Consider the following 15,496-nt stretch of genomic DNA (forward strand, 5'->3'; position numbering starts at 1 on the left):
TAGAATGAATAATATTTTTTCAGACTAAAGCAGGATTTGGAGGTGGTAACAGAACTTCTCTATGAAAAATAGAGAAAATCTTTTGATAAAAAAAGCAATGCTCAGTAAATACCCGTTGAATAATATCGACATTGCAATCTGATTTAAAAATCTTATTATTCTTGATTGTCAAATCTGTATTTACATGTTTGTTTTTAGACTCTTTATCATTATCAGATTGCTTTAATATCTTATGCGAGTGCCCAACTTCATTGCTATCGTGGTTGTGAAAGTGGTATTCCCCTAAAATAATATCATCTGCATGGCTTGTTAGATGGTACAATTCAATTGTAACCGGAGAAAATGTAGCAAAAAACATGACCGCTATCAAAATATAAGCAAGAACTTTCTTTTCTTCGGATTCCATATAGGCTTTTGGACCATTAACCATTAATTAAAGATATAAAATATATATTGGCAAAACTTGTTCATTTATTGTAAAGAAACTATAACCTAAATACGAAGGGTATATCAATGAAAGTTTTCTAAAGGAAACAATTTTAATGCTCTATCATCATTAAATAATAAAATGTCGAAAGCTGTATTCTTATTTCCGATAATTATTCTCTGCTCTCAGTTACACTCACAAAACATTTTCGATACCCATCGATCAGTCAAGATGTACGCTGAAGTAGTGGCTGATACAGCTTTGCAAATTAATTGGATACATGATCCTGAAGGATTTCGATATGAACTTTACAGAAAAACGTTGGATGATCAATCGTGGGGAGAACCTTTGATGGTGAGCGACGGTAGTGAAACCTCTTATTTAGACCAGCTTGTGCCTATTAACCAAATTATAGAATACAGAGTCATAAAATTTGTTGACACGTTAGTGGGATATGGATATCTATACTCTGGTATTGAATATCCAATTTCGCCATCCATTAGTCCTGTCTTGCTTGTGATCGAAGAAAAAACAATGGCAAATATTAGTGATGTGATCCGTGGATTTGTAGACGCTCTTGAAGCAGATGGATTTTATACAGAATCGATAGTAGTTAAAAATAGCGCCTCTGCCATAGCAGTTAAGGAGTCTATTTTAGAAACCGCTAAATCAATGTCAAAAATTCATTCCATCATTCTATTAGGTGATGTGCCTGTTCCACACTCAGGTAATATAAATCCCGATGCTCACACTGATCATAAAGGTGCATGGCCAGCTGATTTGTACTACGGAGATTTGGATGGTATGTGGACCGACACGTTGGTAAGTAATACCAGCTCTGAAAATGATAGAAACCATAATGTTCCAGGTGACGGTCGATTTGATCAGTCCTACATTCCGAGTGACATAGAAATAGCTGTTGGACGCATAGACTTTTCTGAATTGGATGTATTTGAAAAAAATGAATATGAACTCCTTGAAGACTACATACTCAAAAATATCAAATACAGGAAAGGTGAATATCAGCCTAGAAGGAAAGCAATAGTAAAAAACACAAACCCATGGAATGGTGGACTTGGTCAAAACGGCATTAGAAATTTTAGTGCTCTGGTATCACTCGATAGTATTGTTTATCAGGAATGGAATGATGCGTTTACAAATTCTTATCTCTGGTATTATGGTGGCGCAAGTGGCTCTTATACGAGCGGCACAGGTCTGGGAAACAGTTCCACTTATGCAGAAAAGGACTTTTTGGTGACCTTTACTGGTTTTTTTGGATCCTATTTCGGAGATTATGATTACCCAAATAATTTCCTGCGATCAATATTAGCCTCTGGTGACGTACTTGCAACCAACTATACTGGTGCTCCAAATTGGCATTTCCATCCAATGGCTATGGGATTTCCTCTAGGTTATATTACCAGGCTTTCTCAAAACAACTCATCTATCTATGAAGCTGGTTATTTTCCAAGGTCCATACACAGCAACCTTCTTGGTGACCCTACCTTGAAATCATTTGTTTCTGTTCCTCCTCGCAATTTAGAATATTCTCAAGATGGGGGTATAATCAGTATAAATTGGGAACCTCCTTTCAATGAAGATGTATTGGGTTACTTCATATATAGAAAGGGCGATTATGAAAAAAAATACACCCTCATAAATGATCATCCCATTTCCTCAAACAGTTTTATGGATTCATGTGTATACTTAGACGATTTAAATGTCTCCTATCTAATAAGAAGTGTAGATCTTGTTACATCTCCCAGCGGGACTTTTCGAAATCTAAGCAGTGGAGCCCATATTTTTATCGATACCGTCCAACCCTATAATGTAAAAGCCGATTTTTCCTATACTTTGAACGACAACATTTTACACCTTATTAATTCATCACAAAACGCTGATCAAATTACATGGACACTACCAGACGGAAGCACCTCGACACAAGATGAAATCTTTATTCCTTATGATTCTTCTATGGAATTTGAGGTCACATTGGAAGCTTCGAATTTATGTCATGCTAATACAAAAACTGAAAAAATTGTTCTTTCTAGTTCAGATGAAATTGATAGAAAAGATACTGCCTTTTTGTATCCAAATCCTGTCCAAAAGGGTGGCACAATAACAACAATTGAATACTTCAAGGAATATCAATTAGAAAGTTCATCGGGGAATCTTGTAGATCAAAAAGTGTTCGAAACGCCAAATAATCAGATCATTTTAAATAATCAGATATCAGCGGGCACCTATATTTTGACAATTGTTACAAAAAAAGGCGCTCAAAAATATACGCTAATCATCCTATAATATTTTCCAATTCTCCCATAGAAAAGGAAATTGATAGGTCGTGTAATGAGTCTTTTGTAGTTGACTTTGAATCTCGTACATTCTTTTTTTCGCATTAGGCATAAAGTGATGAAATTGGACCTGTATTTGTTTAATTTTATTAATTAATCCAGAGCTGATCAAATATTCTAAGAGTTCATACTCCCCTCCTTCGATATTGATTTTCATCAAATCAACCTCATCTATTTTTCTTTGATCTATAAACTCAGAGATGCCCTTTAAGTTTGCAATTATGGATTTATTTCCACATTTATAAACGGAGGTAGAATCTTTGTCTATCCCTAAAGAAATCTGCTGATCCTTCGGTGCCAAACCAAAACAGTAAACTTCTATATCTGGGTTTAATTCAAATCTTTCTTTAATCTGATTACAAAAGCTGGGATTGGGCTCGAAAACAAGCATTTTGCATCTATATCTACTATATATATCACTTGCCCATTGACCTTCGTAACCTCCCAAATCCAATACCAGGCTATTCTTACCAAGATCAGGGTAGGTGTAACGATAATTTCTGGACTTATTTTCTTCTTTCCATTTTCTCAATATCTCCGTCCATTCTTTATCCTGGCGCTGCATAGCTTTACCAAGTTTCATTACTCTCTTACCAGAGGCAACCAGAACTCTACTTAAAAGTTTCATTTCTTTCGTCTATGTAAATATTGCTTAAATTTTCTAGCCAGCTCAATTTTAGAAATTAGATAGTGAAACAAAGTTCTTCTATAAATTTTATATCGAAATGGGAAGTAATGCGTTTGTTTCTCCAAAATTAAGGGTTTTGGAATGGCCTTTTGTTGCTCAATAAATGCTTCGTAGGATTGACAAAGCAAGTGAACAGTTTTAGTAGTGGTATCCTCCAATTTAGACTTCCTTTCTCTTAAAGGAGGAAAGTCACTGATGAAATCGTTGGGGACTTGTAAGAAATTTTGGATAACTTCTAAATTTTCAAACAGCGTTTCGTATGAAAGAAAAAGTGATTGGTGTGCTTGAAATCTGGAAAACCAATTGGTAAAGTGATCTTGCAAATGAAGGATATCTCTCTTTTTTTGGGCATATTCCTCAATGGTCATGTCTATATCCAAAACCGGATTGTCAGGAATGTATTTTCTGAGAAGCAAGCTTTGGGTAGTTTGATACTTTCTCCTAAAAAGAGATAAGGTTGCTACCACTGGATCACCATAAATGTAAATCACTTTAAGATCAGGACAATTTAGGGGCGGCAAAAACATATGTTTGTATCCATCCGTATTATCTGGACAATTACATACGAGCCACTTTGAAAGTTCTTTTATCAATAAGGTTGTGCCTACCCCACCTGAAGATACAATCAGGCAATCTAAATGTTTTCGTATGTATAGTGGGTTTTTCAATTATAAGCGTATCCAGTCTTTATGTACTAAATCATCTGTGATGATAGAATCATCTGTAAACCACTTTTTAGGCGCTACAACTATTTTATTGGAATAATTGCTCAGATACGCTGCCCAATAAGCAAATGAGCTGTTTGGTATAATAAAGTGCTTACATGATTTCATTAAGTTTAAATAATTTTCAAACTTTTTTCCTTTATGCGAGTGATCGACAATGGTATTTTTATCTAAAAATCCAAAATTCTCTCGACACCAATTGATATCATCCGAAAAGATAAAAAAGCTTGGTGAATCGACATTTTCCTGCATAAATTTTACTCCTTTCTTAAAGTAGGATAAATCTGTAGCATTTAAAACTTCGTTTTTTAAAAAATCTGTTCTTCTTACGTTGAGACAAATTGAATTACTATCAATAATATCATGGTAAAGTTTCGTCGAATGGTCAATGACCTTCTCTCTGAACGTAAAGTCTGCTCTTAAATCATCCTCTATTGCATCAAAATAGCGGTGACTTTGCCACCAACCATCATACAATACCTCATCTCTCGGGTTTTCATAAAGTTCCTGATCAAAATGAAAGAATCGTTCTTTGAAAAAAGTATTTTGCCATTGAACGTATTTCATGATCAGGCCTGAAATTCTAGCATTTTTAATTCCATGAAGTGAAGAAATGATGTTTCTGTTTATATCAAATTGTGGTTCTAGTCTAAATACATCCAGATCATAATTTCTATAGACAAATCCTTTCTGCTTTCTTCTGTTCAATAGTGAACTTAGATCATACTTCACGTCAGTAGACAGTTTTTTGGCCATTGCTTGACCGAAGGCATATTGAAACATCTGATTCCCTAAACCACCTTTGAGCCTGACTTTAATCATATTGTTTCAGTGATATAATGGAGTTCTAATTGATCAATCAACTTGGTTAAAGATTGTTTTTGCTTTTGAAGTAAATACTCTTTCTGAAATTTTAAAACATTATTTTGAAAGTTCTCGTCGCTGAGTAATTTGCGAATTTTCTTTTTGATTTGATCATCACTTTCGGTATTGCGATCACCTCGCAATCCTACCTGGTGATACTGTATACGCGCAGCGCATCCATTTTGATCGGAACGACCTCCTGAATAAACCAACATTGGTACTCCAAAATGAATGCATTCATTGATGGTGTGAATTCCCCCATGATTTATCGAGATATCAGCATATCGGAGGGCTTTGATTTGAGGTAAAAAGTTGAATACAAATACATTTTGGGGCAAGCTTGCCCTTAATTTATAGTCCAGATTACTAATGCCTATAAATAGTGACCATTCAGGCTGTGATCTGAAAATAGAAACTAGTTTGTTGAAGAATGCGGTATTCTCCGAATTTAATGTACTAAATGTGCCAACTATGATTTTCTGACCTTTTGCTTTTTGATCTTCTATTAATGTTATGAAATTCTTCTCGAAAATTTGTTCTTTTCTCTCTTCAAATACCATGGGGCCAATATAGAAGAGATTGGGCCTTTTCTCATGAGGAAACTCAAGGCCTTCTAGGGTCATGGAAAAAACTGGTAATTGGTCGTAGTGGAAAATACCTGGCCAGAAATCCAACTCAATGAATTTTCTTGGAAAACCCATATTTCTGGCCATTCGTTTCAATACTGTCCTTCGATCCGTCCCAAAAGATAACCATTTCTTCATCCAGTTCATTTTTCTTCTTTCCTCAGCAAGATTATCCCATTCCTTCTCGATGGCGTCAAGATTCTCCTTATTCGGAATAGTAGAAGTCAATAGGTAAGGTAAGCCTTTAGATCTCCAGATGGAAAACCACTGAGATAATAAAATCACTCTTTGTTTTAGTGCATAAGCTGAAATAATAAACTCATGGAGTTCAATATCGATTATAATAGCATCAAAATTATGCCTACTTATATATTCAATAAACTTATCGGGATAGACCGCAATGTAGGCGTCTCTTCTTCTTTTACGAAAAAATAGAATGCTAAAAAGCAAGGTTCCTATTTTTCCCATTTTTTGGAAGGCCGGGGACGTTTTGGGAACTGTATTAACTTTTATCTCTGGAAATTTAACAAATTCAAATCCATTCAACTCATAGAAATTGCTTTTGTCTCTGACAGCTCCTGCAACAATAGTATTTCCTTCATTCTGCAACCTTTTGCAAAGTTCTAGACTAGCATTGCTTATCCCAGTTAAACCGGAAGTGATACATAAAATGTGAGCCATAATTATTCTGCGAGCAATTTCATTAATGTATTTTCAATATACTTTGAAAATCTGTAGATTGTATGCTCTCTTAAAATACTGACTACTGGTAGCTCTAGGTCTAATGTTGAGTTTACCTTGACAACTGTTTTAATTCCAGTCAGGGAATCACCTCCCAGACTGTAAAATGAATCATGTAAACCTATTTTATTTTGATTTAAAACATCACACCAGATATCATGGACAATCATCTCTATTTCAGTGGTAGGTGGCTCTACCTGTAATTCTGGTTTCTTCACTTTGTTCTTCGTGATGAGCACGAGCTGCTTTCTATCTATTTTACCACTTAGGTTAAGTGGCATATCTTCCTCGAAAACGACATATGAAGGAACCATGTAATGAGGAAGCCTTGCTTGCAGATAATTCAGAATTTCTTTTTCTGATAAGTTTTCTGATGCAACAATGACAGCTGATAAATACTTGATGTCATCATCATTAATAAGAACAACTGCGGCCTTTTCTATTTTAGGGACACTTAACAAAACATTTTCTATTTCCCCAAGTTCCACACGATTACCTCTCAATTTCACTTGAGAGTCACTCCTTCCCGAATATATAATATTGCCATCGCTTAACCAGTAGCCCTCATCTCCAGTGTTATAAAATTTATGACCATTGAATTCTTTTAAAGTAACAAAGCTTTTATCGGTAAGCGAGCTATTTTTATAGTACCCTTCAGCTAATTGTGCTCCACCAATAAATATGTTTCCTTTTTCACCAATTGGCGCTTGTTGCAAATCAGAATTCAAAATTCGAATCTGAGTATTATAAACCGGCTTGCCTATAGGGATGCTGGTTGAAAATTGCTTTCCAGGGTAAACCTGTAATGCAGTAACGTCAATTGCGGCCTCAGTGGGGCCATATAGGTTATGAAGTGTGCAATAAGGCAAAAGTGATTTGAATTTTTCTACATGTTCAGGCTTCAGTGCTTCACCAGAACAAACGACTTGTCTTAAAGTAGGACATGCACCTTCTTTCAACGTCAGTAAAAAAACCTCTAACATAGAAGGCACAAAGTGAATTATTGTAACACCAAATTTTTCAATGAGATCAATAAGATAAGAGCTGTCCATTTGGCCATTTGGCTTTGCCAGCAACAAGGGGACACCTGTCATTAGTGGTAAGAAAAGTTCCCATACAGAAACATCAAAACCGATACTTGTTTTATGTAAGATCAGATCTTTTTCCGGATTTAGTTGATGATAGTCTCTTGCCCAATAAAGTCTATTCATGACCGCAGCCATTCTGTTCATAACTCCCTTGGGACTCCCCGTAGAGCCTGAAGTATATATGATGTAGAATAAATTCCCTGCATTCGACTTATTGATAGTTGCACTATCTTCACTTTCAGATAAAACTTGACTGACGGACAGTGTATTAACCTCTGCATCCATTGAGGAAATGATATTTTCATTGACAAAAATGCCAGACAAATCAGACTCCCGGTAAATTTGATTTATTCTCTGTAGAGGTAAATTCGTATCTAATGGGACATATGCAGCGCCACTTTTAACAGTGCCAAGAAGTGTGATGATCAATTCAAAGGAACGATCTAAACAAACTCCTATTCTACCACCCTGTTCAGGGCATATTTGCCTGGAAATAAAATGAGCTATCTGATTAGATTGCAAATCTAAATCTCTATAAGTGTATTTCTTTCCTTCAAAGATTATTGCTGTTTTGTGAGGATGATCATTGACCAGCGTTTCAAATTCGTCAATGATACTTTTAGTAGTCGCTAACTCTTTTGTAGTTCTATTAAATTCATCAACCAACTTAAGATCTTCAATTGAGATACTACTTATTTTTGCAGCTCCCTCAGAATCTAATATGTTTTTTAGCAGGGTGTTGAAGGCGTGGATAAACATCAAACGGTGTGACTCATCAAAAATTTGTTCTGAAAAGTCAATGGTGATTTTTGGAACTGTTTCATCATTGAAATTATATACTTGTATTTTGACCGCATGACCTGGATCACAAAAGCCACTATCCAACCATTCAGATTTCATAGAAATCGTTTCACTATGATAAAACTTAGTGGTTATAAAATTGAAGACCGAATTAAATTTTTTAAGTAATTCCACTGAGCTTGCGTCATGTATACTATTCTTTAGAATATCATTTGATTCGATTTTACATTTATTAAAGACCTCTGAAAAACTGTCTTTTTCTTGTAATTCAACTTTTAAAGGAAATATTTTTAAAAACGGTCCTACCGTATTCTTTTGTTTTATGTCCGTTCTACCATGAAAAGGCGTACCTACGACAGGGATATTTGTTCCTGTAAATCTTCCAACTAAAATATGAGTGATGCTAAGAAAGAAAATGTAAAGTGACTGTTCGTAGGTCCAAGATTTAAAATCATCATGCTCTAAAAGTCTTTTTATTTCGTCAACTTGTTCAATGGTGAGATTAATGTGTACTCTATGCGTTTTGTTGATGAAATCCTTAAAAATTCTGCCAAAAAAAGGGTTAGGTAAAGGCAATTTCTCCAGCTTCTGTTTCCATAAACCAGGTGGGTTTGAATTCTTATTTTCTGTGCGATTTAAATACTCCTTGAACTCAAATAGTTTGGGTTCATCATCACTTCCCTTAAGTAACTCCTCATATCTTTCACAAACATTCTTTTGGAGTAAGGCAAAGGACCAACCATCAGTGATTAGATGATGTATTTTAAAATACCAAATTTTAGATTTTGAATCACTTTGTAAAATAGCAGTTTTATATAAAGACTTCTTGGGATCAAATGGACGTCTGGTTTCGTCAATCATCCATGCCTCTGGGTCTACCAGGCTTTCTTGTATCTCCACATCAGGCAATTGATCGGAGAAATACGCTTGCTCTACATTGTGAAACCTCATATTTAGGACATCACAGTTCCTTATTGTATTAAACAAAGCTTCTGTGAATGTATCAATGTCTACATGCTCATCCAGATAAAATGCAAAGGCCATGTTGGAATGTGGAGACTCCAGGTTCAATTGATGACCTGCCCATATGAGTTGTTGGGTATTTGATGGTTTGTAAGCGTCCAAAATATTTTACTTGTTTCTCAATATGTAATCCTCAATTGCTCTTACCGTTCTGAAATTTTCGATAGTCATATCTTGTGGAGTCACATTGACTTGATAATGCTCTTCCACAAAATTGATGAGCTGCATCATCCCCATAGATTCGATAAAACCAGTGCTTAGCAAATCGTCTTCTTCTTCTATCGTTACACCCTGAATACCTCCCAGTAATGTCTCTTGTATAAAATCTATTATTTCTTTTTTCATTCAGGCAGTTTAAGATCTTTGCGATCAATTTTACCAGTTGCTGTTCTTGGGAAATCTTTTACGATATAAAACTCTTGTGGAATGGAGTATAACGGAATCATTTTCCTTAATTCACTAACAATCATGTTTGTTTCAATAGCTTTATTCTGATAGGTTTTAATCAATGCTATTAAGCGTATTTCATCTTCTTCGTGTAAAAAGCACACGCTTTCTTCTATGTCTTTAATTTGATTAATGGCACTTTCTAAATCACCAATTTCAATTCTATAACCTCTGTATTTGATCTGGTGATCTTTCCGACCTTTGAAGTGAAGTATTCCCTTTTTATCTTCAAAAACCAGATCACCAGTCTTGTAATATTTCTTAACATAACCACCCTCCATTTGTTCTAAGTACATAGATCTATTTGTTAATTCTGGTTTGTTCCAATAACCAGCCATTAGTGTAGAGCTCCGGATGAGTAGTTCACCTACTTCGCCGCTTTCACAGACTTGATCCATTTCATTCAAGATTTTGTATTCTGTGTTTTTCCACACCATGCCTATTGGAATTGGGCTTTTTCCAGAAGGAATCTCATTCAAATTGTAGTAGGTGCATTGGTTGGTTTCAGTTGGTCCATATATGTTACTAACTTTTACGTTTTTAAAATACAACATCCACTTTCTAAGCTTTTGGGGGTTAAATGGTTCTCCTGCATATAACAACCATCTCAATTTTTTGAATTTCATTTCAAAAAACTTTTCATATGACATCATCTGAATAATAGCTAGCGGCACAGAATACCAGATGGTCACAGCTTCTTTTTCAATAAGTTCTGTTAAAAGCTGTGGAAATATAACTTCTGCATCTGTAGCAATGATGGTTGTGGCTGCCATATAAACAGCGGTAAAATAACCTAAAGTTGAAATATCAAAAAATATAGGTGCGTGATTACCAATAATATCTAAATGAGTAATCTCATATGTTGATGCTGTTAATTCGGCATACGCCATTCCACTTCTGTGGGTGTGCATTATTCCTTTTGGCTGACCAGTAGATCCTGAAGTGTATAGAATGTATGCTAAATCATCTTCCAGAATATTTATTGTACGTGTTTTTTCATATTCATTCTCAGTGGCTTGCGACCAATTTATACTCTTTTGTTTTGCTATTCTTGCCCCTATCACTAGCAAGCCGGTGAGTGAATCAAGAATTGAAGCGACTTTATTTTCTTGAGTCTCATGGGTAATGATGGTCTTAATTCCACAATCTCTGATTAGATACTCTACTCTCGCCTTAGGATGCTTAATGTCAATAGGCACATAGACACCACCGGACCTCATAATGCCGTAAATAGCCACTACAGTCTCCAGGCACCTATGCATATATATGCCCACCCTATCTCCTTTTTTTATTCCATGATCAATAAGTGTTGCTGAAAGTGCGGACGCTTTTTTATTCAGAGAACGATAGTTAATCTGACCCTTTCCACATTTAAATGCTACTTTATCTGGAAATGCTAAAGCCGATGAAGATAGATAATCCGAAAGACTGCAGTTCATGAAGTAAATTTAAAGACCGAGCATACTTGCAATAATATTTCTTTGAATATCGGAGGTGCCCGCATAGACAATACCTCCAAGAGCATCTTCTACGTCATTAAAAAGACCGTACTCCCTGAGGTAAGCCTTTCCTCCATATGTCCGAAAGGCGCTCAGGCTTGACTCCACGAATGCCTCACTGATATAATATTTCAGAAGTGCAAAGTCTAAATTAGTAGCTCTATTTTGTTCTTTTAGCCACGCTGTTTTATACAATAATAACTTCGAAGTTTCCAATCTTACTTTCATCTCAGCAACCCTATTAGATACGCTTTGAAACTTGGAAATAGATTTTCCAAATTGCTTTCTTGATTTTGCAAAATTTACCACTTCTTCTAACTGTCGCTCCATTACTCCTAGTTGGCTAGCCAAAATAGTACAGCGATCATATTCTAATGAATGATTTAGGATGCTAAAACCTAATCCCTCTTTGCCAAGTAGGTTTTGCTCAGGTACTTTGCATTCATTGAAAGTGATTTCACCTATCGGTATACTCCTTAGACCAACTTTTTCTTTTTTTTCACTTTTAATAAAACCAGGTGAATCAGCATCAACTATAAAAGCAGAAATGCCCCATTTACCTACTTTAGGATCTGTAATGGCAAAAACAATGGCCATATTACATATGGGTCCAAATGTTATTAGGCATTTTTTACCATTCAGTATGTAGAAATCGCCTTTTTTCTCTGCCACAGTGTTCATGGCATAAACATCTGAACCGGAATCCGGCTCTGTAAGGCAATGAGCTCCTATAATGGAACCCTCACATAACCGAGGAAGATACTTTTCTTTTAAATAATCTGAACCAAAACTATATATTGGAGCCTGAACTGTCCACATTTGTGCATTTAATCCAAATGTAAGGCCCGTGTCTTTGCAACCATAACCCAGACCTTCCATAAGCAATAGAGACTTGCTGAAATTAACTTTCTCTTCATGACCTCCATATCGTTTAGGAACACTGAAACCTAAAATGCCTCTTTGAGCGCAGGATAACCACAAATCAGAAGGAAATAAACCATTGATTTCTTTATTAAGTTCTTTTTGTGCAAATTTGATGATTGCTTCCTTCTCATCGAGATAATCTTGAGGCCAGCTAAATTCCATATCTATTCGTAATATTACAAAACATGTGAAATTATCTTTTTTGGTGAAAAATTTGGGACGGCGCGGTTTTTTATTTAGAAATTCTTTTTTTCTTACGCATTAAAGCACGGAACATATCAAAAAGCTATATAGCATACTTAATCAGAGAGATCGGAATCGTTTTAGTCTTTTATTCGTCATTATACTCATTCAAAGTATCTTTGAAGTAGCTGGAGTAGCCTCTATATTTCCTTTTATGCAGTTGATTTCTAATCCCGAAATAGCTGAAAATAGTGAATTTTTTCTGCTTTTGACTAATTTTTTAAATATTGATGACTTTCGTGAGCTTCTCCTCTGGGTTGGTTTTGGCATTTTGGCAATAATAGGTGTAAAAAATGCAATCGGTCTTCTTTCTACATGGTTAAAATTTAAATATTCATGGGACACCTGTCATACTTTAAGTCTGAGATTGTTACGATCTTTTCTTAATAAACCGTACAGCTTTTATCTTAATTCTAATACATCAGATGCCAAAACTTATGTCATCGCTGAAACCAATAGTATTTCTGTCGGGGTACTTGTACCGCTCATTGAATTCTTTTCAAGATGCCTATCTGCTATTATTATTCTAGCACTCCTTTTGTATGTAGATATCAAGATCTCTCTGATGATGTTTACCATTATTGGTGGTGCGTATTTGATTATATTTTATTCAAGAAGAAAGTTTCTGTCTACAGTAGGAGAACACCGATTAGAAATGAATACATTAAGATTCAGATCGATAACAGAGTTATTTAATGGAATTAAGACCATACTGGCTTATCATAAGCAAGCACTTTTCTATAAAAGATTTGAATATGGCAGCAGAGAATTCTGTAATGTTCAACCTAAGTATAATTTCATCATCTCTTCACCTAAATATATTCTTGAATTTATTTCGTTTACTGCTATTATCGCTGTTACGATCTATCTTTTTCTTACTGAAGGAGACCTACAGTCCGTTTTACCTAAGCTATCATTATATGCTCTGGCGGGTTACAGACTCATTCCTGCATTTCAAAATGCCTTTACCGCCATATCAAAATATAAACATAACTTACCCGCTTTGGACAGAATGTATGAGGACTTAAAAATGGGTAAACACCTTGATGGAAAGATGCTTAAAATCACTTCTGAGGTACTTCCTTTTGACAATAAAATAGAGTTTAAAAATGTACGTTTTAAGTACGAAAATGCAGATCATGATGTCATCGAAGATCTTTCCTTTTCGATTAATAAAGGAGAAAGGGTAGCGTTTATCGGCTCCACTGGCTCTGGGAAAACCACTATTATTGATTTACTCGTAGGTATTCTTATGCCACAGAGCGGACAGATCTGTGTGGACGGGAAAGTCCTGGTACACGAGTTAATCGATCTTTGGCAAAACAATATTTCATACGTACCGCAAGAAACTTTTCTTTTTGACGACAACATTCAGAACAATATTGCATTACAAATAGATGAAACAATTAATAAAGAAAAATTAGTGCAAGCTGCAAAAGTTGCGGAAATATTCGATTTCATAAATTCACAGGAGCAGCAGTTCAATACTGAAATTGGTGAAAATGGGGTCCGTTTAAGTGGCGGACAAAGACAACGACTGGGCCTGGCAAGAGCAATCTATAGAAATCCTAATTTGCTGATTTTAGATGAAGCCACAAGTTCACTAGATAGGCTGACAGAACAGAGTGTCATAAAGTCACTGGAAAATCTTCCCAAAGATCTAACGATAATTAGTATCGCTCACCGACTTTCAACTGTCAAACACGTAGATAAGATTTATATCTTAGACCAAGGAAAAATTGTAGCGCATGGAAGCTATGAAGAACTCATTAAGTCAAATAAAGCCTTTAAAAAGCTAGTAGAAATTTCTTAATTCTAAATCAAATGAATAAACTCAACTTTATTACTCTATTTGTTTTCTATCTTTTATCTGCAATGTCACTGCATGGTCATACTCCAGATCATAGCTATCTGGTATTAAAAATTTATGGCGATGCAATTGATGGAAGAGTTGAGATGACATCAAAGGATATGAATAGGGCATTGGGAATCAACCTACCTGATCGTATGTCTTTAGAAGATGTGATGCCTTATATGCCTCAACTAACAGATTATTTTCAGGAAAAACTAAAATTGAGTTCAGGGCAAGAGGAATATCAACTTCAATTTTTAGAACCTACCGTATTGGCACTTGATGAAATGGAGGACTTTGTTCGATTTCATTTTAACCTTAATGGCGTTTCAGAAGTACCTGATCAATTGGATATCGACTATAATATACTTTTAGATCAATATCCAAGACATAGAGGCGCACTCATTGTTGAATACAACTGGAAAGCCGGTATTGTAGAAAACGAAGCTTTAATATCTTTAATATTTACTCCTAATAACCGGCAACAATCCCTTGACTTAACCAGTGCTTCACTTTGGAAAGGTTTTGTTGCATTGGTAAGGCTTGGGATCTGGCATATTTGGATTGGACTCGATCATATTCTATTCATCATCGCATTAATTTTGCCTGCCGTTGTTTATCGTAAAAAGCTTGAAGATGGAAGCAATAAAATGTCAGGTTGGATACCTGAGCCAAAGTTCAAACCAGCTTTTATTTACATCATCAAAATAGTCACATTTTTTACCATAGCGCATTCTATAACACTTGCTCTTGCTTCCTTAAACATCGTGAACTTACCTTCACGAATAGTCGAATCCATAATAGCTATATCTATTGCACTTGCAGCCTTTCATAACATCACACCTGTCTTCAAAGGACGCGAATGGCTGATAGCCTTTATATTTGGACTATTTCATGGTTTTGGCTTCGCAAGTGTGCTCGGTGAAAAGGGTTTAAGTGGTGATTTTATGGCTTTGTCCTTACTCGGTTTTAACTTAGGCGTTGAATTGGGTCAATTGGCCATAATCATAGCAGTCTTCCCGCTACTCTTTTTGATACGGAAAACCAAAGCTTATAAGCATATTTTGCTCTATGGCTCCATCATACTGATTATCATTTCTATTTATTGGTTCATTGAAAGGTTTTTTAATATAGATCTTCCAGCCGGTGCTTATTTCTATAGGCTTTTAGCACTTTTCGGGGGAAGTTAGAAAG

At 35.5% G+C, this 15,496-nt stretch carries 12 protein-coding genes; 3 read left to right on the plus strand and 9 right to left on the minus strand.

Going from position 1 to position 15,496, the window contains the following annotated elements:
* Positions 1-19: 19 nt before the first annotated feature.
* A complete protein-coding gene (locus L2567_RS18425) occupies positions 20-406 on the minus strand; it encodes a hypothetical protein (RefSeq protein ID WP_235299311.1) in 387 nt (128 codons plus the stop codon).
* A gap of 162 nt (positions 407-568) precedes the next feature.
* On the opposite strand from L2567_RS18425, the gene L2567_RS18430 reads away from it, so the two are divergent.
* On the plus strand, positions 569-2,731 hold the full coding sequence (locus tag L2567_RS18430) for a T9SS type A sorting domain-containing protein (RefSeq protein WP_235299312.1): 2,163 nt from the start codon (positions 569-571) through the stop codon (positions 2,729-2,731).
* On the opposite strand, the gene L2567_RS18435 is transcribed toward L2567_RS18430, so the two are convergent.
* The 8 genes from L2567_RS18435 to L2567_RS18470 are packed head-to-tail and all read right to left on the minus strand — an operon-like array spanning position 2,726 to position 12,369.
* Positions 2,726-3,409 (minus strand): FkbM family methyltransferase, encoded by a 684-nt coding sequence (locus L2567_RS18435; protein WP_235299313.1) that lies wholly within the window; start codon positions 3,407-3,409, stop codon positions 2,726-2,728. The two genes, L2567_RS18430 and L2567_RS18435, sit on opposite strands and share 6 nt — an antisense overlap.
* Positions 3,406-4,137 (minus strand): sulfotransferase domain-containing protein, encoded by a 732-nt coding sequence (locus L2567_RS18440; protein ID WP_235299314.1) that lies wholly within the window; start codon positions 4,135-4,137, stop codon positions 3,406-3,408. Before L2567_RS18440 ends, L2567_RS18435 begins: the two co-directional genes overlap by 4 nt.
* Positions 4,138-5,016, minus strand: coding sequence for an alpha-1,2-fucosyltransferase (locus L2567_RS18445; protein WP_235299315.1), 879 nt, complete (start codon positions 5,014-5,016; stop codon positions 4,138-4,140).
* On the minus strand, positions 5,013-6,365 hold the full coding sequence (locus L2567_RS18450) for a glycosyltransferase (protein ID WP_235299316.1): 1,353 nt from the start codon (positions 6,363-6,365) through the stop codon (positions 5,013-5,015). Before L2567_RS18450 ends, L2567_RS18445 begins: the two co-directional genes overlap by 4 nt.
* Positions 6,366-6,367: 2 nt before the next feature.
* Complete coding sequence (locus L2567_RS18455; RefSeq protein WP_235299317.1) at positions 6,368-9,439, minus strand: non-ribosomal peptide synthetase; 3,072 nt, start codon at positions 9,437-9,439, stop codon at positions 6,368-6,370.
* A gap of 6 nt (positions 9,440-9,445) precedes the next feature.
* Positions 9,446-9,682, minus strand: coding sequence for an acyl carrier protein (locus tag L2567_RS18460; protein ID WP_235299319.1), 237 nt, complete (start codon positions 9,680-9,682; stop codon positions 9,446-9,448).
* A complete protein-coding gene (locus L2567_RS18465) occupies positions 9,679-11,223 on the minus strand; it encodes an amino acid adenylation domain-containing protein (protein ID WP_235299320.1) in 1,545 nt (514 codons plus the stop codon). Before L2567_RS18465 ends, L2567_RS18460 begins: the two co-directional genes overlap by 4 nt.
* Positions 11,224-11,232: 9 nt before the next feature.
* On the minus strand, positions 11,233-12,369 hold the full coding sequence (locus L2567_RS18470; protein WP_235299321.1) for an acyl-CoA dehydrogenase family protein: 1,137 nt from the start codon (positions 12,367-12,369) through the stop codon (positions 11,233-11,235).
* A gap of 235 nt (positions 12,370-12,604) precedes the next feature.
* Between L2567_RS18470 and L2567_RS18475 the strand changes: the two genes are divergently transcribed.
* Together L2567_RS18475 and L2567_RS18480 are read left to right on the plus strand one after the other, a co-directional pair.
* Positions 12,605-14,263 (plus strand): ABC transporter ATP-binding protein, encoded by a 1,659-nt coding sequence (locus L2567_RS18475; protein WP_235299322.1) that lies wholly within the window; start codon positions 12,605-12,607, stop codon positions 14,261-14,263.
* An 11-nt stretch (positions 14,264-14,274) separates the two neighbouring features.
* Entirely contained in the window at positions 14,275-15,492 is a 1,218-nt protein-coding gene (locus L2567_RS18480; protein WP_235299323.1) for a HupE/UreJ family protein, read from the plus strand.
* Positions 15,493-15,496: the final 4 nt, after the last annotated feature.

The sequence above is a fragment of the Portibacter marinus genome (assembly GCF_021533195.1).
GTDB classification, from domain to species: domain Bacteria; phylum Bacteroidota; class Bacteroidia; order Chitinophagales; family Saprospiraceae; genus Portibacter; species Portibacter marinus.

What these genes read in the sequence shown, in the direction of transcription:
- L2567_RS18425 (WP_235299311.1), bottom strand. Translation starts at nt 406, where the DNA reads ATGGAATCCGAAGAAAAGAAAGTTCTTGCTTATATTTTGATAGCGGTC.
- L2567_RS18430 (WP_235299312.1), top strand. Translation starts at nt 569, where the DNA reads ATGTCGAAAGCTGTATTCTTATTTCCGATAATTATTCTCTGCTCTCAG.
- L2567_RS18435 (WP_235299313.1), bottom strand. Translation starts at nt 3,409, where the DNA reads ATGAAACTTTTAAGTAGAGTTCTGGTTGCCTCTGGTAAGAGAGTAATG.
- L2567_RS18445 (WP_235299315.1), bottom strand. Translation starts at nt 5,016, where the DNA reads ATGATTAAAGTCAGGCTCAAAGGTGGTTTAGGGAATCAGATGTTTCAA.
- L2567_RS18450 (WP_235299316.1), bottom strand. Translation starts at nt 6,365, where the DNA reads ATGGCTCACATTTTATGTATCACTTCCGGTTTAACTGGGATAAGCAAT.
- L2567_RS18460 (WP_235299319.1), bottom strand. Translation starts at nt 9,682, where the DNA reads ATGAAAAAAGAAATAATAGATTTTATACAAGAGACATTACTGGGAGGT.
- L2567_RS18465 (WP_235299320.1), bottom strand. Translation starts at nt 11,223, where the DNA reads ATGAACTGCAGTCTTTCGGATTATCTATCTTCATCGGCTTTAGCATTT.
- L2567_RS18470 (WP_235299321.1), bottom strand. Translation starts at nt 12,369, where the DNA reads ATGGAATTTAGCTGGCCTCAAGATTATCTCGATGAGAAGGAAGCAATC.
- L2567_RS18475 (WP_235299322.1), top strand. Translation starts at nt 12,605, where the DNA reads ATGCAGTTGATTTCTAATCCCGAAATAGCTGAAAATAGTGAATTTTTT.
- L2567_RS18480 (WP_235299323.1), top strand. Translation starts at nt 14,275, where the DNA reads ATGAATAAACTCAACTTTATTACTCTATTTGTTTTCTATCTTTTATCT.